At 68.1% G+C, this 21,261-nt stretch carries 22 protein-coding genes and 1 pseudogene; 13 read left to right on the forward strand and 10 right to left on the reverse strand.

Going from position 1 to position 21,261, the window contains the following annotated elements; genetic code table 11:
* Positions 1-29 precede the first annotated feature (29 nt).
* The 4 genes and pseudogenes from NMLP_RS06115 to NMLP_RS06130 all read left to right on the forward strand — a co-directional run.
* Entirely contained in the window at positions 30-368 is a 339-nt protein-coding gene (locus tag NMLP_RS06115; protein ID WP_015409252.1) for a DUF7855 family protein, read from the forward strand.
* The gene (locus NMLP_RS06120; protein WP_015409253.1) at positions 365-1,039 is read left to right on the forward strand and encodes a DUF7856 family protein; all 675 of its coding nucleotides are present in this window, start codon (positions 365-367) and stop codon (positions 1,037-1,039) included. The genes NMLP_RS06115 and NMLP_RS06120 overlap by 4 nt, the downstream gene beginning before the upstream one ends.
* A gap of 38 nt (positions 1,040-1,077) precedes the next feature.
* The gene (locus NMLP_RS06125; RefSeq protein ID WP_015409254.1) at positions 1,078-1,635 is read left to right on the forward strand and encodes a DUF7857 domain-containing protein; all 558 of its coding nucleotides are present in this window, start codon (positions 1,078-1,080) and stop codon (positions 1,633-1,635) included.
* 64 nt (positions 1,636-1,699) lie between these two features.
* Positions 1,700-1,957: pseudogene (locus NMLP_RS06130) on the forward strand (SLC13 family permease); the annotation flags it as partial.
* A gap of 69 nt (positions 1,958-2,026) precedes the next feature.
* On the opposite strand, the gene NMLP_RS06135 reads toward NMLP_RS06130, so the two are convergent.
* The 4 genes from NMLP_RS06135 to NMLP_RS06155 form a co-directional block, all read right to left on the reverse strand.
* On the reverse strand, positions 2,027-2,470 hold the full coding sequence (locus tag NMLP_RS06135; protein ID WP_049926220.1) for a hypothetical protein: 444 nt from the start codon (positions 2,468-2,470) through the stop codon (positions 2,027-2,029).
* Between the two features lie 580 nt (positions 2,471-3,050).
* Positions 3,051-3,617 (reverse strand): hypothetical protein, encoded by a 567-nt coding sequence (locus NMLP_RS06145; RefSeq protein ID WP_015409256.1) that lies wholly within the window; start codon positions 3,615-3,617, stop codon positions 3,051-3,053.
* Between the two features lie 89 nt (positions 3,618-3,706).
* The gene (locus tag NMLP_RS06150; RefSeq protein WP_015409257.1) at positions 3,707-4,195 is read right to left on the reverse strand and encodes a hypothetical protein; all 489 of its coding nucleotides are present in this window, start codon (positions 4,193-4,195) and stop codon (positions 3,707-3,709) included.
* Positions 4,188-4,610 carry a DUF2214 family protein gene (locus tag NMLP_RS06155; protein WP_015409258.1) on the reverse strand — a complete coding sequence of 141 codons (423 nt, stop codon included), beginning with the start codon at positions 4,608-4,610 and terminating at the stop codon, positions 4,188-4,190. The genes NMLP_RS06150 and NMLP_RS06155 overlap by 8 nt, the downstream gene beginning before the upstream one ends.
* A 90-nt stretch (positions 4,611-4,700) precedes the next feature.
* Between NMLP_RS06155 and lpdA the strand changes: the two genes are divergently transcribed.
* The 5 genes from lpdA (at position 4,701) to NMLP_RS06180 (ending at position 9,728) form a co-directional block, all read left to right on the forward strand.
* Positions 4,701-6,125, forward strand: a complete 1,425-nt coding sequence (gene lpdA / locus NMLP_RS06160) for a dihydrolipoyl dehydrogenase (protein ID WP_015409259.1) — start codon at positions 4,701-4,703, stop codon at positions 6,123-6,125.
* Between the two features lie 88 nt (positions 6,126-6,213).
* The gene (locus NMLP_RS06165) at positions 6,214-7,278 is read left to right on the forward strand and encodes a pyridoxal phosphate-dependent aminotransferase (RefSeq protein ID WP_015409260.1); all 1,065 of its coding nucleotides are present in this window, start codon (positions 6,214-6,216) and stop codon (positions 7,276-7,278) included.
* A 250-nt stretch (positions 7,279-7,528) separates the two neighbouring features.
* Positions 7,529-7,771, forward strand: coding sequence for a hypothetical protein (locus NMLP_RS06170; protein WP_015409261.1), 243 nt, complete (start codon positions 7,529-7,531; stop codon positions 7,769-7,771).
* Positions 7,768-8,892 (forward strand): glutamate-cysteine ligase family protein, encoded by a 1,125-nt coding sequence (locus tag NMLP_RS06175; RefSeq protein ID WP_015409262.1) that lies wholly within the window; start codon positions 7,768-7,770, stop codon positions 8,890-8,892. Before NMLP_RS06170 ends, NMLP_RS06175 begins: the two co-directional genes overlap by 4 nt.
* A gap of 131 nt (positions 8,893-9,023) precedes the next feature.
* Complete coding sequence (locus NMLP_RS06180) at positions 9,024-9,728, forward strand: type 1 glutamine amidotransferase (protein WP_015409263.1); 705 nt, start codon at positions 9,024-9,026, stop codon at positions 9,726-9,728.
* 32 nt (positions 9,729-9,760) lie between these two features.
* On the opposite strand, the gene NMLP_RS06185 is transcribed toward NMLP_RS06180, so the two are convergent.
* Together NMLP_RS06185 and NMLP_RS06190 are read right to left on the reverse strand one after the other, a co-directional pair.
* A complete protein-coding gene (locus NMLP_RS06185; RefSeq protein ID WP_015409264.1) occupies positions 9,761-11,386 on the reverse strand; it encodes a GTPBP1 family GTP-binding protein in 1,626 nt (541 codons plus the stop codon).
* A gap of 148 nt (positions 11,387-11,534) precedes the next feature.
* Positions 11,535-12,215: an HAD hydrolase family protein gene (locus tag NMLP_RS06190; protein ID WP_015409265.1), complete on the reverse strand. Its 681-nt coding sequence runs from the start codon at positions 12,213-12,215 to the stop codon at positions 11,535-11,537.
* 119 nt (positions 12,216-12,334) lie between these two features.
* Here NMLP_RS06190 and NMLP_RS06195 point away from each other — a divergent pair, with 119 nt between their 5' ends.
* Entirely contained in the window at positions 12,335-12,532 is a 198-nt protein-coding gene (locus NMLP_RS06195) for a hypothetical protein (RefSeq protein ID WP_015409266.1), read from the forward strand.
* A gap of 236 nt (positions 12,533-12,768) precedes the next feature.
* Here the strand turns inward: NMLP_RS06195 and eif1A are convergent, their stop codons facing one another.
* A complete protein-coding gene (eif1A, locus tag NMLP_RS06200) occupies positions 12,769-13,053 on the reverse strand; it encodes a translation initiation factor eIF-1A (RefSeq protein ID WP_015409267.1) in 285 nt (94 codons plus the stop codon).
* A gap of 191 nt (positions 13,054-13,244) precedes the next feature.
* Between eif1A and NMLP_RS06205 the strand changes: the two genes are divergently transcribed.
* Both NMLP_RS06205 and NMLP_RS06210 read left to right on the forward strand, forming a co-directional pair.
* Positions 13,245-14,432 (forward strand): redox-regulated ATPase YchF, encoded by a 1,188-nt coding sequence (locus tag NMLP_RS06205; protein WP_015409268.1) that lies wholly within the window; start codon positions 13,245-13,247, stop codon positions 14,430-14,432.
* A gap of 103 nt (positions 14,433-14,535) precedes the next feature.
* The gene (locus tag NMLP_RS06210) at positions 14,536-15,876 is read left to right on the forward strand and encodes a cytochrome P450 (RefSeq protein ID WP_015409269.1); all 1,341 of its coding nucleotides are present in this window, start codon (positions 14,536-14,538) and stop codon (positions 15,874-15,876) included.
* Between the two features lie 31 nt (positions 15,877-15,907).
* On the opposite strand, the gene pdhA is transcribed toward NMLP_RS06210, so the two are convergent.
* The gene (gene pdhA, locus NMLP_RS06215) at positions 15,908-17,026 is read right to left on the reverse strand and encodes a pyruvate dehydrogenase (acetyl-transferring) E1 component subunit alpha (RefSeq protein WP_015409270.1); all 1,119 of its coding nucleotides are present in this window, start codon (positions 17,024-17,026) and stop codon (positions 15,908-15,910) included.
* 134 nt (positions 17,027-17,160) lie between these two features.
* On the opposite strand from pdhA, the gene NMLP_RS15990 reads away from it, so the two are divergent.
* Positions 17,161-17,286 (forward strand): hypothetical protein, encoded by a 126-nt coding sequence (locus tag NMLP_RS15990; protein WP_015409271.1) that lies wholly within the window; start codon positions 17,161-17,163, stop codon positions 17,284-17,286.
* 17 nt (positions 17,287-17,303) lie between these two features.
* On the opposite strand, the gene NMLP_RS06220 is transcribed toward NMLP_RS15990, so the two are convergent.
* A complete protein-coding gene (locus NMLP_RS06220) occupies positions 17,304-18,989 on the reverse strand; it encodes a tRNA uridine(34) 5-carboxymethylaminomethyl modification radical SAM/GNAT enzyme Elp3 (RefSeq protein WP_015409272.1) in 1,686 nt (561 codons plus the stop codon).
* 65 nt (positions 18,990-19,054) lie between these two features.
* Positions 19,055-21,256 (reverse strand): OB-fold nucleic acid binding domain-containing protein, encoded by a 2,202-nt coding sequence (locus NMLP_RS06225; RefSeq protein WP_015409273.1) that lies wholly within the window; start codon positions 21,254-21,256, stop codon positions 19,055-19,057.
* Positions 21,257-21,261 lie beyond the last annotated feature (5 nt).

A 21,261-nucleotide genomic window follows, 5' to 3' on the forward strand; every position in this document is an offset into this window, starting at 1 on the left:
TAATATCGAAACCGTCGGAAAATTAGGCCGTGCTGTTGGTTGTGACGTACTCACAGGCCGCTCGGACGTCGCTTCGGAACGTCTGTCGGACGCACGCCTCGAGTGTCGTTCGACGACTCGGGCGAGCGGCGCTGCTCGAGGAGACCGAACACGGCGCGTTTTTGGCGCTTCGGCTGCGCGAGAAGCACCCCGAGACGGTTCGACTCGAGCGGACGGAGCCGCTCAACGAGTTCCGAGACGTCCCCGAGTCGGTCCGCGACGCCGCACGCGCCTACGAGGACCGGGCGAACGACACCACGCCGTACTCGGCGTTCGCTGTCGGGTCTGTGCATCCGGCACCGTCGACGCTGAAGAGCCGGGACCTGTGAGCCTGTATGCACACGTCCGGCTGATCGTCCCGGGTATGTCGGTATCCCGCCGCGACGCGCTCGCGGCAGTGGGCCGATCGCTGGGTATCGAGACGAGCGTCGACGACGAACTGCGGACGCTGCGGGCGGAACTCGAGTCGACTCCGGCGGCGGTCCCGTCGCGAGCGACGGCACGCCGTCGCGTCGCCGAGACCGCCGCCGAACTCGAAGCGAAGCGCGAGCGTGTGGCGGCGCTTCGGGGGCGCATGCAGGCCGACGACGGGGACGCCGGCACCGCCTACCGGGATGCGATTCGGACACTCTCCGAGGCCGAAACGGAGTACGCAGCCGCGAGGGAGGCCCTCGACGACGCTCGCGAGCGGGCACGAACCGCACTGGACGACCGCGACCGTCGCTTGCGTTTGGAGGACCGCCTCGGGAACGCCGAGCGGACGGCTCGCCGGGAGCTGTTATCAGCGATCCGTCCGCGCGTCGACGACGCGGTGGCGGACGCGCCGGGAAGCGAGGCCGACGGGGTCGACGATGCCGACGCGGTGTCGGCTGCGCTCGCGCTCGCGAAGGTGGGCCGGATTCGACGCCCGGTCGTCCTCGCCTGCGGTCGGTTCCCGAGCCGCGACGCCGCCGAGCGCTGGCTCGGGACACCGGCGTACCGGATCCCGCCGCAGGGGTGATCCGGCGGTTTATTACTCAGCACGCGGGAAAGCCGGATATGCCGACGCTGAGTGCCGCCGTCGTCGAAGGGGAACGGGCGACGTTCGTCGAGGCGATCGTTCGGGCCGACCAGCCCCACAGGGTCCGGCTCGAACCGTGTTTTCGAGGCGTAATCTGGCCGCCCCGGACGGAGGGTCGGCCCGCGATAGGGTGGGACGAGCACGGCCTGACGACGACGGTCGGCGTCGGATCGACGGCAGTCGGCTTCGCGACGCCCGCCAGTTTCGACGGGCCCCCCGTCTCGATCGTCCGTTCGGAGCCGCTCTCGGATGACCTCCCCGTCGGCGTCACGGCGTGGCTCGATCGCATCGAAAGCCGTCTCGACGCGGCCGAGCGGCTCGCGGAGGCTCCGGATCTGCGTGCCGCCGCCGAGGCGGTGGCGTCGGTCGGCGGACTCGCCGCGGTCGAGCGACTCGCGGGAAAACTCGCCCGGGACCGGCGGCTCGCGGCCCGGCTCTCGATCGTTCCGAGCCGGATACAGACGCGGCTGGAGGGAGTCGAGATACCGACGACGGAGTTCGCCCGGCTTGCCGCCCGGCCATCGGAGACGGAATGACGGCCGTTCGAACCGTCCGATGGCGTGTCCACGGGAGCGATCCGAGCCCCGAAGCGTCACGAACACGCCAGTAGCGATCGCGATCGTGCCCGCCGTCGTCGGCGCGGCCGCACGCCTGGGCGCGAACGGCTTTGCGCTCCTGCTCGCGGTGTTGTTCGCCTCGGCGACGTCGTTCAGCACGCCCGTCGGGTACCGGACCAACCTGGTGGTGTACGGTCCCGGCGGCTACGAGTTCGCCGACTTCGTTCGGGTCAGCGGGCCGCTGCAGTTGCTGTTGGGGGTCGTGATGACCGTCGGAAGCGCCACCCTGTGGGGGCTGTGATCTGGCCAACTGCGACGTCCGCTCTCCCGTCGGCGCCGTGGCGACCCGAAGCCGGAGGTGGGGGCCGCACTAGAACTTCGCGTTGCCGCCCGCCGCGAGGCCGGCCGGCCCGAGGTCCTCTCTCGCCTGCTGGAGGTCGGTCGGTGTGTCACAGATAACGAGCGTCTCCCGGTTGTCGAGCGCGTGAAACTGATAGCGATCGGGGTCCGAGAGGCTCCGGAGCGCGTGGTGGTACGCCCGAACCGGAAACCGCGACGACCCCGGCCCCCACAGGCTCAGATCGTGGACAGCCGGGTCCCCGTGGAGCGCCTGAAAGACCTCGGCGAACGCGTCGATGTCGTCGATCGCGAGGGCCTTCTCCGGGACCACGACGCCCGGCCGGTCGTCCGAATCGACGGTCGACGCCTCGTAGGCGACCGAATCGTATTCGTCGACGAAAGGACCGAACAGGTCCTCGACATCGTCGGGTGACTCGTCCTCGAGCAGTTGCACGTAGAGAGTGAACTCAGCCATATTCCCACATAGGAGCGAGACGCTCATACCGTTTCTGGACGTGGGACAGGTAGTGTTCAGATACGCTGATTCCATGCGAAGCTGAACGGTCCGAGCCAGCTGTCGGCCGTTCGCGCTTTGGCGTTGCCAAACAGGTGTTGATACTGATGGACAAACGAACGGACACACGACGCACGAGGCGCACGCCGTTCGACGGAACGACCGGCGGGTCACTCGTGATCCGGTGTCGTTTGATTTCGTCCACCAGTATGAGGCAGTCGTTTTTGACATAGATCACCCGGAAAACGCACCGCCTCACCCCTTATGCGTATCTGAACACCGTCGTCCGATACCCCCGGTCGGCTTCATCCCCGTCCTCGAAAAGCGGAGCTTTTCGGTTGTGGTTCGAGACGCGGAGCGTCTCGTCATCACGAGGGACGTACGTCTCTCGAACGACAGCGAGAGCTACGCTCTCGCCATGCCCCTGAAAGGCGAGGCTTTCGCCTCGAATTTTCCGCAATTAAATACGTGACCGGTGTGTGTGCTTCGGCGGGCTGTCGCCTCCGACATCGCGGGACGGCACCGACCCGGCGTCGGTCGTTCACTTCGCGCTGTTCGTCTCTCCCGCCGAGCCGTCGGTGTCGGTTCCGTTCCCGACCGCATCGCCGGACCCGGCAGTCGCCCGTTGGCGCGCCTGTTCGAAGCGATCACGGTGGGCGACGGCGGAGAGAAGCGGCTCTTCGAGCAGGTCGATCAACGCGAGTGGATCGCCTTCGACCAGCAACGTCCCGTTTGGTTCGACCGTGTCGAGGTGCTCGGCGTCCGCCGAATCGATCGCGCTGCTAGCGGCCTCGACCGCCTCCGCCAGGAGCTCCTGTTCGCGCTCGGCCAGCCGGCTTCTCGCCTCTTCGCGGCCGATTTCGCCCTCGTCGAGCGCCGTCTTGACCTCGAGTTGGGCTTCGCGCAGCGCCCCGGGATCGGGCTGGACGATTATCGAGACGGTTCGAGTGGGGTCTGCCCCCTGAGGTGTGGGTTCGGGCGCGCTGTCTTGGGCCTCCGGCGTGCGCTCGCTTCGGAGTTCCGAACAGCCCGCGAGTCCGGCGGCGCCGGTGGTCGTCAGCGCGAGGAACCGTCGGCGATCGGCGTCGAGGTCGTGTTCGGTGTCCATCGCTCCGGATTGGGATGGGGAGTGAAAAAACCCCGCGATCGGTCCCGCCGACTCCGTAGCCCGACCGCGGTACGGAGCGACCAGCGAGGTCAGGCTCGCGGCCCGGCGTCCCGGACGGCGACCGCGGTGACGCGGCGACAGATCGCGAAGACGGCCCCGGCAACAGACCCGAGGGCCGCCCCGGCAGCCGTGCCGACGGCGACTACCCCGAACACCGACCGGAACCCGGGATCGATCGGGGTCGGAAGCGGCGAGACGAACCCGACGACGAGGGCGATCGTCAGGTAGATCGACGCGACCGCGGCGCCTCCGGCGGCCGCCCGGCCCAGCCACACCGTCGAACTCGCGGTATCGGGGGTCGATGAGATCACGACCCCGGCGGCCACGACGGCGAGGAGCCACAGGTAGCCGAATAGAAGAGTGGCGACAGCGGTCCCGACCGCCGGGAGGGCGACCGGGAGCGATCCGTCGAGGTGACTCGCGAGGATCACCCCGACGACGACGAGGACGGTCGTCGCGGTCCCGACGACCCACGCCTCGAGATGGCGGGTTCCCGGGGTAGCGTGACGGTCAGCCACGGGCGAGCACCCCCGCCAGCGGGACGATCACGGCCGACAAAAGCGTGGTCGCCGCGTACAGCCACCGGAGGCCGCGGGCCGTCGACGGCTCGCGATCCCGGCGGCGGAGTTCGAGCACAGAGAGCGCCCGGACCACGGAGACGGCCGCGAGCAGGAGAATACACACGAGTTTGATCGAGAACGCGCTCGCCCGGACCCCAGTGGTCGGGATGCCGAACCCGACCAGGTTGCCGAGGCCGGTGAATATCATGACCCCGAGGACGGCCCAGAACCCGGCTTCGAACCACGAGAGCGGTCGGGCCGACTTCGGCTCGCCGACGCGGAGTGCGAGCCACAGGACGGCCGACCCGCCGATCACGAAGCCCGAACCGAGGACGTGGATCGAGCGGACGGCGACGTACTGCGTCACTGCCATCGGGTCGTTTTGGTGGCGCGTCGACAAGTACGTACGGTTCCGCGGCGCCCGCCCCCTTTTTAATCCCCGGCGTCGTGGGACCGACAACGCATGGTCGTCGGAGACGTCCCGACCGGAACCGAACTGCTGGTGATCGGTGGTGGCCCCGGCGGCTACGCCGCTGCAATCCGGGGCGGCCAACTCGGCCTCGACGTGACGCTCGTCGAGGCCGACGCCTACGGCGGCACCTGCCTGAACGAGGGCTGTATCCCCTCGAAGGCGCTCGTCCACGCGAGTAGCTTAGCCCACGCGGTCGAACACGCCGAATCGATGGGGATCCACGCCCGCGCCGACGTCGACTTCCGGGAGCTCGTCGGCTGGAAAGACGGCGTCGTCGACCGGCTGACCGGCGGCGTCGAGGCGCTCTGTGAGGCCAACGGCGTCACCCTACTCGAGGGGCGCGCGGAGTTCGTCGACGGGGACACGGCGAGGGTTGCCCACGGCGGCGAGGGCCAAGGCAGCGAGTCGGTCGAGTTCGAACGCGCCGTCGTCGCCACGGGGAGCCGGCCGATTGAGGTTTCCGGGTTCGACACCGACGACGAGCGGATTCTGAGCTCGGGCGACGCGCTCTCGCTCGAGACGCTCCCGGAGTCGCTCTGTGTCGTCGGCGGCGGCTACATCGGCATGGAGCTGTCGACGGTCTTCGCGAAACTGGGCACGGACGTGACGGTCGTCGAGGCTCTCGACGACGTCCTCCCGGGCTACGGCGACGACGTTACCGGTATCGTCCGCGACCGGGCCGAGGAACTCGGGATCGAGTTCCGGCTCGGCGAGGCCGCCCGGGGCTGGACGGAGGTAGACGGCGGCGCGCGCGTCGAGACCGAGACGGAAGACGGGGCGACGAACACCTACACCGCCGAGCGCGTCCTCGTCGCCGTCGGTCGGGAACCCGCTGCCGACACCTGCAACCTCGAGGCAGTCGGCGTCGAACCGAGCGCGGACGGGCACATCGAAACCGACGACGCGACCCGGACCGCCGTGGAGGGCGTCCACGCTGTCGGCGACGTGGCCGGCGACCCGATGTTGGCACACGCGGCCTACCGGGAGGGCCACGTCGCCGCCGAAGTCGTCGCGGGCGAGCCGGCGCGGCTCGACTGTCAGGCGACCCCGGCGGCAGTCTTCACCGACCCCGAGATCGGGGCTGTCGGGCTGGACGCCGGGGAGGCCGAGGCCGAGGGGTTCGACCCCCTTGTCGGGGAGATGCCGATGCGGTCGTCTGGACGGGCGCTCACGCTCGGGGCCGAGACGGGGTTCGTCCGGATCGTCGCCGACGCGGAGACGGGGTTCGTCCTCGGCGCGCGGATCGTCGGTCCCGACGCCTCGGAACTGATCGCAGAGGTCGGGTTGGCGATCGAGATGGGCGCGCGGCTCGGGGACGTCGTCGGGACGACCCACGTCCACCCGACGCTGTCGGAGGCGGTCGCGGAGGCGGCCGCGAACGCGCAGGGGGTGGCGATTCACACCTCGAAGCGCTGACTCGGGCGACGCCGAAACGAGGCGAACGCCGGAGCGGGAACCCACCGCCGACCCCTGCCCCTATGTCCGCTGCCGCCGACCAGTCGGTATGGAGATCTCCCCCTTCGAACTCGAACGGTGGTTCGCCGAGGTCGAGGCCGATGCCGACGTGATGTTGGCCGAAAGCGGCGTCCGGCCGCTATCGGTCGATCGCTTCGACACCGATCCCGGAACGCTCGGATACGTCGTCCCCACCTCCGGCGACCCCGAGTTCAGGGCCGCCGTCGGCGCCCACCACGACCGCGACGCCAGCGAGACGATCTTCACCTGCGGCACCCAGGAAGCAAACCTACTGGCGATGCTTTCGGTTCTCGACGATCACGCCGTGGTCGTGACGCCGACCTACGGCTCCTTTGTCGGCCTCGGCGACGCGCTCGGGGACGTGACTCGGGTCCCGTTGTCGGAGCCGGACTGGACACTCGACTCCGAGGCGGTCGGGGAGGCGCTGTGTCCCGACACCGACCTCGTCGTCGTCGTGAACCCGAACAACCCGACCGGGCGGTATCACGACGAGACGACGATACGGGCGCTCTACGAGCGGTGTGCGGACAACGGCACCTACCTGCTCTGTGATGAGGTGTACCGGCTGCTGGCCGAGGAGCCGATCCCACCGGTCGCGAGCTTCGGCCGATACGGGGTCTCGACGGGCGGCGTCTCGAAGGCGTTCGGGCTCGCCGGGCTCCGGTTCGGGTGGCTCTGTGGGCCGCGTGCGGTCGTCGCGGCCGCGGAGAACTGGAAGGACTACACGACGATCGCACCGCCCGCGTTCGGTCAACATATCGCCGAGCAGGCGTTCGAGCGACGCGCCGAGATCCTCGCCGAGAACCGCGAGCACACCGCGGAAAACCGCGCCGTCGTGGAAGCGTTCCTCGAGACGCACGGTCTCGGGTGGTCCGCTCCGGACTGCGGCGTCAACGGCTTCCTCCGCGTCCCCGAGGGCTTCGCCGGCGGAGAGTCGTTCTGTCGGAGCCTCCTCGCCGAGGAGTCGGTCGTTCTGGCGCCGGGCGAGGCGTTTGGCCGCCCGCAGTGGGTCCGGATCGGCTTCGGGCTCCCGGGCGCCGAGCTCGACGAGGGGCTGGCCCGGGTCGGCGCGTTCTTGGATCGGCACCGGTGAACTACCCTACCGTACTGTGCTACTCGGCCGCTCCGCCCCTGCGTTGTCGTCCGAGAGACGCAGTCTCTCGTGCTCACGAAACTCTCCGATTTTCGAACGACTCCTCGAGGAAGGGGCGGTAGCGCCCGCGTTCGGTCAAAAAGACATACATCTAATTAACACGAAATAGACTGCTTAATTGCTGTTATTTGTATGCTTTATTTACCTACTCGAAAACTTTAGTAGAGTATAGTGTGACAACTCGGTTGTAATGTCTGTGCAACCCCCGGGCGAGGTGGTCGAACCCGACCGACCAGTAGAGAAGGGAACGTTGTTCTGTCTCTCGTGTCCGTATCGCGACGCTATCGACGGTGCGTGGACAGTCGTCGAGACGAACGACAGTGTCCACTACCTGTGCCCGAACTGCGGCACCGGACTGCCGGCCCGGCGTCGGTTATCGGGAGACGCCAGCGAGCGGCCACAGCGCCCTGTACTCGACGGACCGGGGCGATGACCGGCGACGTCGACGCCACGACCGGCGGGGCTCGGGTCCGCCGGAGCGTCGAGGTCGAGTACTGGGTGATCGACGGGTCGGGGCGGTTGGTCGACCCCGGCGACCTCGTCGAGTGCCCCGGCGCGGAACGGGAGTTCGTCGTTCCGATGCTCGAGATCAAGACGACGCCCTGCGAGACGACGGCCGGACTCCGGGCGGAGCTGTTCGAGCGGATCGGCGACGTCCTCGAGCGCGCCGACGAGCGCGGTCTCGGGCTCGTTCCCCTGTCGACGCCGGTGTCGGCCGACTCGGTACGGGACCTCCCGAGCGAGCGAACCCGGATCCAAGACCGCGTCGTCGGCGATCGCTTCGAGTACGTCCGCCACTGTGCGGGTACGCACATCCACGTCGAGCAACAGCCGGACAGCGCGGTCGATCAGTTGAACACGCTCACCGCGCTCGATCCCGCCTTGGCGCTCGTGAACTCCTCGCCGTACTTCGGGGGCGAACGCCTGGCGACGGGCGCGCGCTCGCTGCTCTACCGGCGGATGGCCTACGCCGACCTCCCACACCAGGGACAGCTGTGGCCCTACGTCGACGACACCGAGGAGTGGGCCAAACGGCTCGAGCGCCGCTGTGCCGAGTTCAAGACGGCGGCGACTATCGCCGGGATCGACACGGAGGCGACCGAGGCGGCGTTCGATCCCGAGAGCGCGGTCTGGACGCCGGTGAAACTGCGCGCGGCCTTTTCGACCGTCGAGTGGCGCTCGCCGGACACCGCACTCCCGAGTCAGGTCGTCCGCCTGGCCGACGACGTCGTCGACGTCGTCGAACGGGCGAGCGCGACCGAGCCGCGGATCGAGGGGCGCGCCGGCCATCTCAGCGACACCGACCTCGTGTTGCCGGAGTTCGACGCCGTCAAGGAGTATGTCGAGCGCGCGATACGCGACGGACTCGCCGACGACTCGGTCCGGGCGTACCTCGACCGGATGGGCTTCGATGTGGCCGCCTACGACCCCCTCGCCGCCGAAGTCGGGGGCGGCGAGGAACTCTCGCCCGGCGAGACCCGGGAGATCCGCCTCGAGTACGCCGACCGCCTCCGGGACGACATCCGAGCGCGCAGCAAGGTCCATGCGGACTGATTGCGTCGTCTCCGCACGCTCCGCTGTGTCCCCCGTCTCGGGACCGTGCCCCCCCGCCGAGACCGGAGAGTACCGGCAAACGATGGCGGGACGCGGCGCTATTTTATCCGGACCGAGTTAGCACAATGGAGATGAAACAGCCACGCATCGCGCTGTTGAACGCCGCTCACGCCGCCGCCGACACCCGCCGGAACTTCCGGCGGGAACTCGACGCCGACGTCGTCGAGTTCCACTGTCCCTCCGGGGAGTTCCCTGAAGGGTTCCGATACGACGGATTCGTCGTTACGGGGTCGCGGGCCTCCGTCTACTGGGACCGCGAGTGGATCGGACGGCTGAAGGAGTGGGTCGGGGACGCCCTCGAGGCCGGCGTGCCGGCCCTCGGCGTCTGCTACGGCCACCAGCTGCTTGCCGACGTCCTCGGTGGGAGCGTCGAGAGCATGGGCGAGTACGAGATTGGCTACCGGACTGTCGAACAAGACGGAAAAAACCGGCTTCTGGAGGGCGTCAGCGAGGAGATGACGGTATTCACAACCCACTCGGATCACGTCCAGGAGGCCCCGCCGGGGGCGACCGTCTTCGCGAGAAACGAGTACGGTGTCCACGGCTTCCGGAAGGGCCACGCCTTCGCGGTCCAGTTCCACCCCGAATACGACATGGAGACCGCCGAGTCCGTCGCGCGCGGCAAGGACGACGAACTCCCGGCCGAACGGATCGAGGCCGTGATCGACGGTATCCACGCCGACAACTACGAGATGGCCTGTGAGGCGAAGGCGCTCTTCGACAACTTCCTCGAGTACGTCGAGGAGCTCCACGTGGGGCGCGTCGACGCGGACTGATCGGAACCGTCCTGACGAGCGCCCGGGTCCCCTCACTCGACTCCGGTGACGTCGCGCACGGTGCCGACGCCCTTCGAACTGCCCTCCCGGAAGACGAACCGCTGGCCCTCCTCGACCACGTAAGGGCGGAATTTGAATCGGATTCGCGCTCGCCCACTATCGCCGGGAAGCAGTTGCCCCCCCTCCGGGTGGATCGAGGCGGTCTCGCTGGCGGTTTCGAGGTGGACGACTGGCTCGTAGCCGTCGTCGATCCGGGTCGGGTGGTTCAACACCATCACCTCGGCCTCGAACTCCCTGACGGCGGTCGGATCGGAACCGCGGGGCAAAAGCACCATCCCGCGCTCGAGGTCGGCCTCGTTAATCCCCTTCAGGGCGATGCCGACGATTCGCCCGGCGGCGGCCTCGTCGACGCGGTGATAGTGCATCTCGATGGACCGGACCTCGACGGGTCGAAAGCCCCCGTCCGGAAGGGGACCGACGAGCAACTCGTCGCCGGCCTCGACGCTGCCCGAGCGGATCGTCCCCGAGGCGACCGCGCCGACGCCGGTCACGTTGTAGGTCCGATCGACGTACATCGAGAACGCGCCGGACTCGGCGCCCGTCTTCGGGAGGTGCTCGAACAGTTCGTCGAGGACGTCGAGACCGGCCTTCGTCACCGCGCTCGTCGCCACGATCGGAACGACCTGTTCGCCGATCTCGTCGATCGCGGCCGAGACGCCGTGTCGCGCGACCGACAGCGGCGTCCGCTCGGCGTTGCGCAACAGTCGCTCGACCTCGCGTTCGACCTCGTGGACGCGCTCCTCGGGGACCATATCCACCTTTGTGATAGCGACGACAGTCGGGAGTTCGGTCGCCAACAGGATGCCGAGGTGTTCGCGGGTCGTCTTCGTCGGGCCGTCGTCGGCGGCGACCACGAGCAGCCCGTAATCGAGTTTCTGGCCGACCAGCCCCCGGATGGTCGTCCGCAGCCACGGCTCGTGGCCGACGGTGTCGACGAACGAAACCAGCCGGTCGGCTTCCTCGACGATGCGGGCGCGGTCCGACTTCCGGTGGGGGTTGTCCATCCGGATCGCGCCGTCGCCGTCGAAGCCGTAGACGCCGTAGGAGAGATCCGCCGACAGCCCCCGTTCCATCTCGTGGGGTCGGACATCGAGGAAGCTCCGGGTGCCGCCCTGGCCGTCGTCCGCGGAACCGGTCACGAGCGAGCCGACGAGCGTCGACTTGCCGTGGTCGACGTGGCCCGCGGTGCCGACGACGATGTGGTCGTCGTCGGCCTCCAGCATGGAGCCTTCGCGCAGCGTGGCGACGCCGACCAGTCCCGCCTCGTGGGCGGCCGTCTCGCCGCCGTCGACGCCCCACGTCTCCACGTCGTCGATGTGGGCCCCCGCCTCGTCGGCCAGAAGCGAGAGGACGTCCATCGACTCCGAAAAGGCGTCGGCGGAGATGCCCGCGATCCCGCCGTCGTCGGTGACGCCGACGACGTAGGTCGCCTCGCCGTCGCCCGAGAGGATCCGGTGTCGCAACTGGGCGACGAGCGATTCGAGGCGGCCGTCGGCCAGGTGGGTTGCCCGCGTGAGCCGTTCCTTGAATTCGACGCTGCCGCCCTCCCGTTCGCCCTGTTCGAGGGCGCTTCGGAGGGCCGCGCGGTCGGCACTCATACGCGAGTGAGTAACCCCCACACCGACAAAAGCTTTCCCCGGGTAGCGGCGGAATCGGCAACGCTGCGGTCCCACGACGCTGTTTTGCCTCCGTTCGACCGGGAAGCGTTCGGGAGCGCTATGGACCATCCTGTACCTCCACGGCGACCTACGCCGATGCCCGGAACCGATCGAGCGCCTCGAGGAATCCGTCCGCGAAGGCGGCCTCGGTCACCCCGTCGGCCGCCGCCATCGCCGTCTCGTCGGCGTTCGCGACGGCGACGGAGTGGCCGACGCGTTCGAACAACTCGGCGTCGTTCTCGGAGTCCCCGACCGCGACGAACGATCCCGGATCGACATCGAGTGTCGCCGCGGCCGTCTCGAGGCCCCGGCCCTTGTCGACGTCCGGGGCTTTGACGTGGTAGGCGTAGCCGGTGTCGACGACGACCATGCCGTGATCGGCGGCGATGTCGACGAGGGGGTCGAGGGGTTGCTCGCGGGCGACGGCGAGTTCGGTCTCGCGCCAGCGGTTCGTCGGGTCGACCGACCCCCACCCGAGGTCGTAGCCGGCCGCTATGTACGCCGCGCCGACGGCCTCTGCGCCCTCCGGATCGCCGTCGTAGACGACTGCGTCGGCCGACCCGACGTAGGTTGCGCCGCCGTTCTCGGCAACGACGTTGATCGGAATGCCGACGAAATCGCACAGGCCGATCGGATACGGAAAGGATTTGCCGGTCGCGATCACGACCGGGGCGTCCCACGCCCGAAGCGCGTCGAACACGCGGGGATCGATCGAGTCGTCGGGGCGGGTCAGCGTGCCGTCGATGTCGACGGCGAGCGGCGGAACCATCGGGCGGGGTTTCGAGCGCCGGGCGTATCAACGCCCCGCTCGCGCGGCGGGCGACACGGACGCTCCGTGCGCCCGCGAGTCGGGGACAGATTTAGAACGCTCGGGACGCAAGGCCCGATATGAGCGTCGCGGGGCGCTGTGAGATCTGCGGGACCGGAGAGATCGAAGACGGCTGTGACCGTTGTGGGCAGTTGGTCTGTTCCGACCACTTCGACGAATCGACCGGCCTCTGTACGGAGTGTCTCGCGGAGTTCGGCGAGGCCCCCGAGCGGGGCCGCGACGGCTACCCCGACGGGGTCGACGAGCACCGGTTCTAAGCGTGACGAGGGGTATATATATTCGCGAGTCCGCTCGCGGTCGTCGACGTATAAATGTCGGCCGTCGGTATATAAGTACTAGCCGCAGATATATAAATAATAGCCATTAATATATAAATACGGACGTCGGTATATAAATATGTCTACTGACGTATAAATACGACCGCCAGCGTACACGTTCCGGTCGTGCTGTCCGCGTCGCTTCGTGCCCCGCTCGGACGGCGAAAAACGGCGTCTCAGTCGATGTGGCCTTCGCGCCGGAGCTGCTCGGCGTCTTGGCTGTCGTAGCGCCACTCGATGTTGGCTTTCTCGTCCTGCCAGTCCCACGGCTCGACGATGACGGTGTCGCCCTCCTCGATCCAGACGCGGTACTTCATGCGACCGGGGATCCGGCCCATGCGGCTCTTGCCGTCCTCACACTGCACGCGGACGTGGTTCCCGCCGTCGTGCTGGGTGACGACCGCGAACAGCTCGTCGTCGTTGGGCATTCGCAAGTTCTTGCGCCCTGTCTCTTCGCTCACATTTTATATATGTACCTCCAATATTAAAATGATGCGGGAGTAGTGAGACCTCGTAGCACGGACCATCAAACCCGCGACCGCCGGCGAACGGGCCCGCGGCGCGAAACCACTCTCTCATCGCGGGTGTCACTCACATCCACTCCGGGGGCGTGTAACAACGCTTTAGCGGCTCGTTCGACTCCGTAGGTGTAATGAGCTACACGATCGGACTCGTCGGCAAACCCTCCGTCGGCAAGTCCACCTTCTTCAACGCGGCGACGATGAACGACGTGCCCGAGGGCGCGTATCCCTTCACGACGATCGATCCCTCGGTCGGCGAGGCGTACGTCCGCGTCGAGTGCGCCGGCCCGGAGTTCGGCCACGACTGCACCCCGAACCACGGCTACTGCGCCGACGGCGTCCGGTTCGTCCCGACGAAACTCGTCGACGTGGCGGGGCTCGTCCCCGGCGCCCACGAGGGCAAGGGTCTCGGCAACCAGTTCCTCTCGGACCTCAACGAGGCGGACGTGTTGCTCCACGTCGTCGACTTCACCGGCCGAACCGACATGGAGGGCGAACCGACCGAGGGCCACGACCCCCGCGAGGACATCGACTTCCTCGAGAACGAACTCGACATGTGGTATCTCGACATCCTCGAGAAGGGGATCGAGCGCTACCGCTCGGGCTACGGCGGCGAGGAGCGGGCGATCGAGGCCGACCTCGCCGAGCAGATGTCGGCGTTCGGCATCAAAGAGGAAGCGCTCAAGCAGGTGATCCTCTCGCTCGATCTGGAACTCGATCCGGACGACTGGGCGGCGACGGATCGGGAGGCGCTGGCCCGGGAGATCCGGATCCGGACGAAACCGATGGTGATCGCGGCGAACAAAGCCGACACCGAGATCGCCCGGGAGAACTACGCCGAGATAACCGACGATCCGGCCTACGAGCATTTGACGGTCGTCCCCGTCTCGGCCCACGCCGAGAAGGCGCTCAAGAACGGCGACGAAGCGGGCGTACTCGACTACCGCCCCGGCGACGGCGAGTTCGAAATCCTCGAATCGCTCCCCGAGGGGAAGGCCGCTGGCCTCGACCGGATTGCCGACTTCCTCGAAGAGTTCGGCGGTACGGGCGTCCAGCGCGCCATCGAGACGGCACTGTTCGAGGAGTTGGGCGCAATTGCGGTGTTCCCCGGGGCGCGAACGCCACAGGAGGACGGCTCCTTCCTGCAGGACTGTTTCGTCTTCCCCGGCGGTTCGACCGCCGAGGAGTTCGCCTACTTCCTGCACACCGACATCGGCGAGGGATTCCTGCACGCCCACGACGTCCGCACGGAGCGACAGATCGGCGCCGACACCGAGTTGTCCCACCGCGACGTGATCGAGATCACGACGACGAACTGAGACTGCCGGCTGTACCCGTCGCGCGGTAGCCACGACACGAGTCGGTTCCGGAGGCGGCTGCCGGGCGCGAAAGCCCCAAGCCGACGAGGACCCAGACGACGGTATGGCATCACAACTCCCCGCGCCGCCCGAGGCGGGGTTGGTGAACGGCCTCCGCTTCGGGACCGACACGATCCGGTTTCTCGACGGGGTCCAGGCCCGCTACGACGACGGCATCAGTATCCCGATCCCGGGGCGGCCACCGCTCGTCGTCCTGACCGGTCCCGACCTCGTCGGCGAGGCCCTCGACCGGCCCGAGGACTTCCAGCGGGTCCCCGCACAGGACGCCGCGGCGATGATCGCCGAGCAGGGGTTGGTCCAAAGCGAGGGCGAGCTGTGGTCCCAACAGCGCTCGGTCGTCGCGCCGTCTTTCGGCGGCCGGCAGGTCACCGCCTACGCGAACACGACCGGCGAGCGGATCGAAGAGCGCGCAACGCGGTGGGCCGAGCGCGGCTCCCACGAGACGGACCTCCATCGGCAAATGACGTCGCTGACGGTTCGGGTCGCAAGCGAAATCCTGCTCGGGACCGACATCGGCAAGGCCAGAGCCGATCAGTTCCACGAGTGGATGCGCATCGCGGGCGAGGAGTTCGAGTTCGGCATCGATACCGTCCTCCCGGAGTGGGTACCGACCTCGGTCTCGGAGGAGTTCCGCGAGGCCGCCACCGGCATCCGCGAGTTGAGCGAGGACCTCATACAGCAGCGCCGAGAGACGCTCTCGGAGGGGGAACGCCCCGACTCTATGGACATGCTCACGATGCTCATCCGCGCGGAGGACGACCCCGACGTCGACTACCCGGCAAACCAGATCCGCGACGAGGTGGCGACGTTTCTCATCGCCGGCCACGAGACGACCGCTTTGAGCCTCAGCTACACCTTGAGTCTGCTCTCGTGGCACCCCGAGGCCCGCCGCCGCGTCCGCGAGGAGGCCCGCGACGTGCTCGGGGACGGCCCGCCGACCCACGACGACCTCGCCGGGTTGACCTACACGAAGCGGGCCTACCGGGAGGCGCTCCGGTTGTATCCGCCCGCGTGGGCGATATTCCGACAGGCGGACGGCGACGTCGCGTTGGGCGAGTACACCGTCGAGGACGGCTCGGCCGTCGTCATGCCGTTGCGGTCGATCCACCGCGACAGCCGTCATTTCGAGGCCCCCGAAACGTTCGATCCGGACCGCTGGCAGCGGCGCGATCCGAACGCCGTCGACGCCTACCGGCCCTTCTCCAGCGGCCCCCACGCCTGTATCGGCCAGGGGTTCGCGCTGGCCGGCGCGACGCTCACGATCGCCCGGATCGTCGGCCAGTTCGATGTCGACGTCCCCGAGACGGCGCTGGAGGACCTCCGGTTGACCCCGACGTTGCGGCCCGAGGGTGGCGTTCGGGCGACGATCACGCCAGTCGAGTGACCCCGGCGGCTCGCGCGGGGGCACGTCCGGATTACTCCTCCGAGAGCGCCCCGTCGCCGTACTCCTCGCGGAGCTGTCGGAGGTACGCCCGCTGTTTTTGCACCCGCTCGGTCGGCTCCGCGTACGCGTCCGAAAAGAGGTCTTCGGGATCCGGTTCGGCGGCCGTCGCGCGGTCGATCGCCTCCGCGACCTCCCGTTCGACCTCGGCCTCGATCGCGTCGATCGACTCGTCGTCGAGCGTCCCGCGCCCGCGAAGATACGCCTCCAGCCGCGGGATCGGGTCCCAGCGCTTCCAGCGCTCGACCTCCTCGTCGTCGCGGTAGACGGAGGGGTCGTCGGCGGTCGTGTGGGCGCCGAAGCGGTACTGGACGGCCTCGACGAGCGTCGGTCGCGTCGCCCGGCCGCCGGCGCCCTCGGGCGGGCTTGCGTCGGGGTCGCGGGCCCGGTCGACGGCCTCGGTGAGGACCTCGTACGTCGCGAGGGGGTCCATCCCGTCGACGCGGACGCCGGGGAAGCCGTACGCCTCGGCCTTCGCCGCGAAGCTCCGGCTCGCGGTCTGGGCCTCGGCCGGTACCGAGATGGCCCAGTTGTTGTTGTTGCAGACGAACACCGCGGGCACGTCGAAGACGCCCGCGAAGTTCGCCCCCTCGTGGAAGTCGCCCTCGCTCGTCGCCCCCTCGCCGAAGTGACACACAACGACGGCGTCGTCGCCGCGGAGCTTCGACGCCCACGCCATCCCCGTCGCGTGGGGGACGTGCGAGCCGATCGAGATGTTCAACGGCGCGACGTGGTGGTCGGTGAGCGTCGCGTTCCCCGCCTCCTGGCCCATCCAGTAGCGGACGTAGTCGGCGAGGCCGCCGCGGTCGATAACCGAACCGTGCTCGCGGTACTGATAAAACACCCAATCGTCCTCGGCGAGGGCGTACATCGAGCCGAACTGCGAGCCCTCCTGACCGGCCGAGGAGGCGTAGGTGCCGACCCGACCCTGCCGCTGGAGGCTTATCATCCGTTCGTCGAAGTGCCGCGAGAGCTGCATATCGCGGTACAGCTCCCGGAGGCGGTCCTCGGCGAGCGGCGGCTCGTATCCGTCCTCGAGCGGCCGGCCGTCGGCGTCGAGCCGCCGGTGGAGATCCGCGTCCTCGAAGTCCATACCGGCACAACCGACCCGAAGGACATAGCTCTGTGGACGGAGGCGCCGAAGTCGGATCCCGCCGCTCGCGGGGGAAACGGACCACGTGGAACCGAAACGTCATATATATACCACTCACACGCCCCAACGCGAGTATGAAGGACTATCAGGCAGCCGACGACGAACACCGCCTCTCCCCGGTCGTCATCGGAACGACCGCCGTTCTCGTGGCTACGTTTGCACTCGGCGTCCTGTATCAGCTCGTCGGCCTCGTTTTATAAACGGTCCCCGTCCGAGCTCACCGATCGAGCCGCGTCGAGACGTACGGGCCGTCCTGGTAGTAGCCGAGCTTCTCCCGGTAGTACTCCCGGGCGCCGATGCCCGAGATGACAGAGAGCTTCTCGAAGCCGGCCTCGGCAGCCAGCCGCTCGGCCGACGCGAGGAGCCGTCGGCCGTATCCCTGGTGTTGGTGGTCCTCGCCGCCAGCGTCGCCGACGGCGACCTCGCTCCCGTAGACGTGCAGCTCCCGGACCACGGCGGCGTCTTCGAGCTCCGGGCGGAGGGACTCGGCGGGAATCCCGTCGGCGGGATCGCCGGGGAACCGGAGCCGACAGAAGCCGACCAGGAGGTCGTTCTCGAAGTCCTCGATCGAAATGAAGTGTTCCGTCCCACCGGCGGCCTCGTAGGTGTGGACGTCTAGTTCGGTCCCGTCGGGGTCGGCGTCGTTCATTCCGACCTCGCGACACCGGATACACTCGCAGGTCCAGCCGTGTTCGTCCATCCGCTGTCTCGCCAGCTGGCGGAGGTTCGACTTCCAGACGCCGGCGTCGATGAAGTCCGCCGGGATGTCCCGCTGGACGCGTTGGAGGCGGGTGTAGCGGGGGATCATCGACTTGATTTCGGCGACGAGGTCGGCGGCTTCCTCGTTGGTGAGCGGGTCGTACTCGCCCTGGCGCCACATGTCGTAGGTGACGGTGTCGCGGACGACCAGCGTCGGGTAGATCTTCAGGTAGTCAGGGCGCCAGTCGACACTCTCGAACAGCTCCCGGAAGTCCTGCAGGCACATCTCCTTGGACATCCCGGGCTGGCCGGGCATCATGTGGAAGCCGACTTTGAAACCGGCGTTCCGGAGGCGTCGGTTCGCGTCGATCGAAGCCTGCACGCCGTGGCCGCGGTGCATCTCTCGGTTGATCCGCTCGTAGGTGGTCTGGACGCCCACTTCGACTTTCGTCCCGCCCAGCCGCAGCATTCGGTCGATCTGCTCGGGATCACACCAGTCGGGTTTGGTCTCGAACGTCGTCCCGATGTTGCGGATCGCGTTCGTTTCGTTCTCGGCGATCACGTCCTCGAGATAGCGGAACTCGGTCGCGTCGGGATCGGGTTTGAACGACTCGGTCTCACTCGGCTCCGGGGCCGCATCGAGGTCGTAGTCGTTCATCGCCTCGAGGGCGCGCTTGAGGAACCACTCCTGATAGTCGTGGCTGCGGGCAGTCATCGTCCCGCCCATCAGGATCAACTCGACCTTGTCGACCGGATGACCGATCTTCCGGAGTTGATGGAGCCGCAGCGTCACCTGCCCGTAGGGGTCGTAGTCGTTTTGGACGCCGCGGGCGGCGGCCGGTTCGTGGCCCGTGTAGCTCTGCGAGGAGGAGAACTCCGAGGCCGGGCCGCCCGGACAGTAGAGACACTGGCCGTGCGGACAGGTGTGCGGCGACGTCATGATCGCGACCGGCGAGACGCCCGAGGCCGTCCGTACCGGCTTCCGCTGAAGCACCGGCTCGAGCTCCTCGCGGTGTCTCTCGGGGGCATACTCGAGCAGCTCCGTGTTTTTCGGTACCTTCGGCGCGGAGTGCTCCCGGCAGGCGTCCATCTTCGCGCGTTCGAGGTCGTCGCGGTCGATCTCGCCCGCCAGCAGGGACTCGACGAGCGACTCACAGACGCGCTCGAAGGCCTCGGATTCGGCGGGGTCGGCGTCGGTGCTCATTCGCTATGCGTACAGAGGGCGTCCGGGGGGAAATGGCTAGCGGTCGACCGTCGCCCGCGACCGGGTCAGGCCGACGGCGCCGCGATCGCCCCGGCGACTGCGTCGACAACGGCCTCGACGACCGCGTCGCGCTCGCCGGCGAGGAACTCGATCGTCGGCTGTCGGGTGCCGGGGTTCGAGACGCCGGCCCCTGGGACCGCGGTGTCGAGGTCTGCAACGACCGAATCGAGGTCGATCCCGCCGTCGGTCCGGAGGTGGAGTTCGTCGGTACCGACGCCGACGACGGCCGCCGAGTCGAGCCGCCGATCGAGTTCGTCGAGCAGGAGCCGCGTCGGCGGGAAGTCATAGCGGTGGGTGTGGGCGTCGGTGTCGAGGACGGTCACGCCGACGCCGTCGACGGTTCGCTCCTCGAGGTTCGGGACGACGGTGTCGAGTTCCGAATCGAGTTTCGTCACGAACTGCTCGGAAACCTGTGCGGCGAGGCCCGTCCGCTTCTCGAACAGCAAGTCGATGATGAGTTCGCGTTTGTCCTCGTAGGACTGATAGAACGCCTCCAGGGCGATCGCCTCGCGGAGCTGTTTCGTCGACTCCGCGTCGATGCCGGCGTCTGCGGCGAGGTCGACGTACGTCTGCGGGGCGTCGGCCCAGTAGCTGACCGCCGGCAGGTGGAGCAGGTCCCCTCTGACGTCGCCGTTGATCGCCGCGGCGAGCGTGGCCGCGACCGTCGAGGCGGTACGCGTTTCCGCGGTGACGAGCGAGTCGATCCGGTCGTCGACCGCCTTGTCCGCCGTCCGGCCGTCGATGACGACCCGCGGGGCGTCGTAGACGTCCAACAGGTCGAGACCGTCGGCGGAGGCGGCGGTCGATCCGGCGGCGGCGAAGACGAAAAGCGGGATCTTCTCGCCGTGGCGGTCCCGGTCGCCGAGCATCCGGGTCGCGTCCTTCGTCGCGTCGTTCATATCGTAGACGCCGTCCTCGAGCGGGCGGCGATCGAAGTAGTGATACACCGAGTCGGCCGTGCCGTGTTCGGACTCGACGAGAGGCAACACCGCCCGCTCTATGGCCGCGCCGGCGACGTAGCCGTCGGTCGTCGCGTCGTGTCTGACGACGATCGGGCGCGAGTCGATGACCGCACGCCGGATCTCCGTGGCGACGGCCTCGACGTCGTCGACGATGGCGTCTATCTCGGGGTCGTCGGCGATCGGGTCGACGTCGTCGGGGCTGGCTCGGTCGTCAAGGGCCTCGTCCATCCGGGCCTCGACGGCATCGCCGGACGCCTCGGAGAGCGGTTCGATCGAGTCGGTCTCGACCTGTATCTCGCCGCGTCGGACCCGAGCTTCGCCCTCGAGGCGGACGACGTCGCCGGCTTCGATCTCGGGGTAGGCTCGCACGCCAGCTTCGACGAACGCCGCGCAGTCGACGACGCCCGTCTCGTCCTCGAGTTCGAAGACGGTCGGGCCCGAGGTCTGGCGGGCCGAGGCGACAATGCCCTCGAGGCGGACGACCTCGCCGACTCGGTCCTCGAGGGAGTCGACGGTGACGCGCTCTCGGTCGGCGTCGGCCGTCGGGTCGTCCTCGCCAGAGGAGTCGGTGGCGATCTCGCTGAGTTCGGCGTCGCCGGGGTTGCCGCCGCTCTGTTCGTCCGCGCCGCCAGTCGTCCCCGGCTCGCCGGAGGTGGACTCGGCGTCGACGGGGTCCGTCTCGGTTTCGGTCTCTGGCTCGGACTCGGACTCTGCGTCCGCCCCGCTCTCGCCGCGTTCGTGTCCGTCGTCTTCGGTTTCGTCGTCCCCGGTTTCGTCGTCCCCGGTTTCGTCGTCCCCGGTTTCGTCGTCCCCGGTTTCGTCGTCCCCGGTCTCGTCGACTTCGTCGTCCCCGGTTTCGTCATCCCCGGTTTCGAGGAGGCTATCCCCCTCGGTCGTCTGGAGGAGGTGCCCACGGAAGTCCTCCGGCGTCTCCCGGATCGACCAATCGAGGTCGATGTCGCCGTTGTCGCGGACGTTGTTCACCTGGACGCAGACTTCGTCGCCGACCTCCCACTCGAGGCTCTCGAGCCGGCGGTCGAGTTTGCTCCGGTGGAGGAGGCCGGTGACGTTGCCGATGTTGACGAACACGCCGAAGTCGGCGTACCCGTCGACGCTCCCGACGTAGAAGCGCCCCGGCGTCAACTGCGATGGTTGATTCCCTTCGAACTCGAAGACGACGTCCTCCTGGTGGACCTCACAGATCGGTCCGTCGGTGGACGTGCCGCAAATGATACAGCTACCCATTAGTG

The sequence above is a fragment of the Natronomonas moolapensis 8.8.11 genome (genome assembly GCF_000591055.1).
In the GTDB taxonomy this organism is placed as follows: Archaea; Halobacteriota; Halobacteria; order Halobacteriales; family Haloarculaceae; genus Natronomonas; species Natronomonas moolapensis.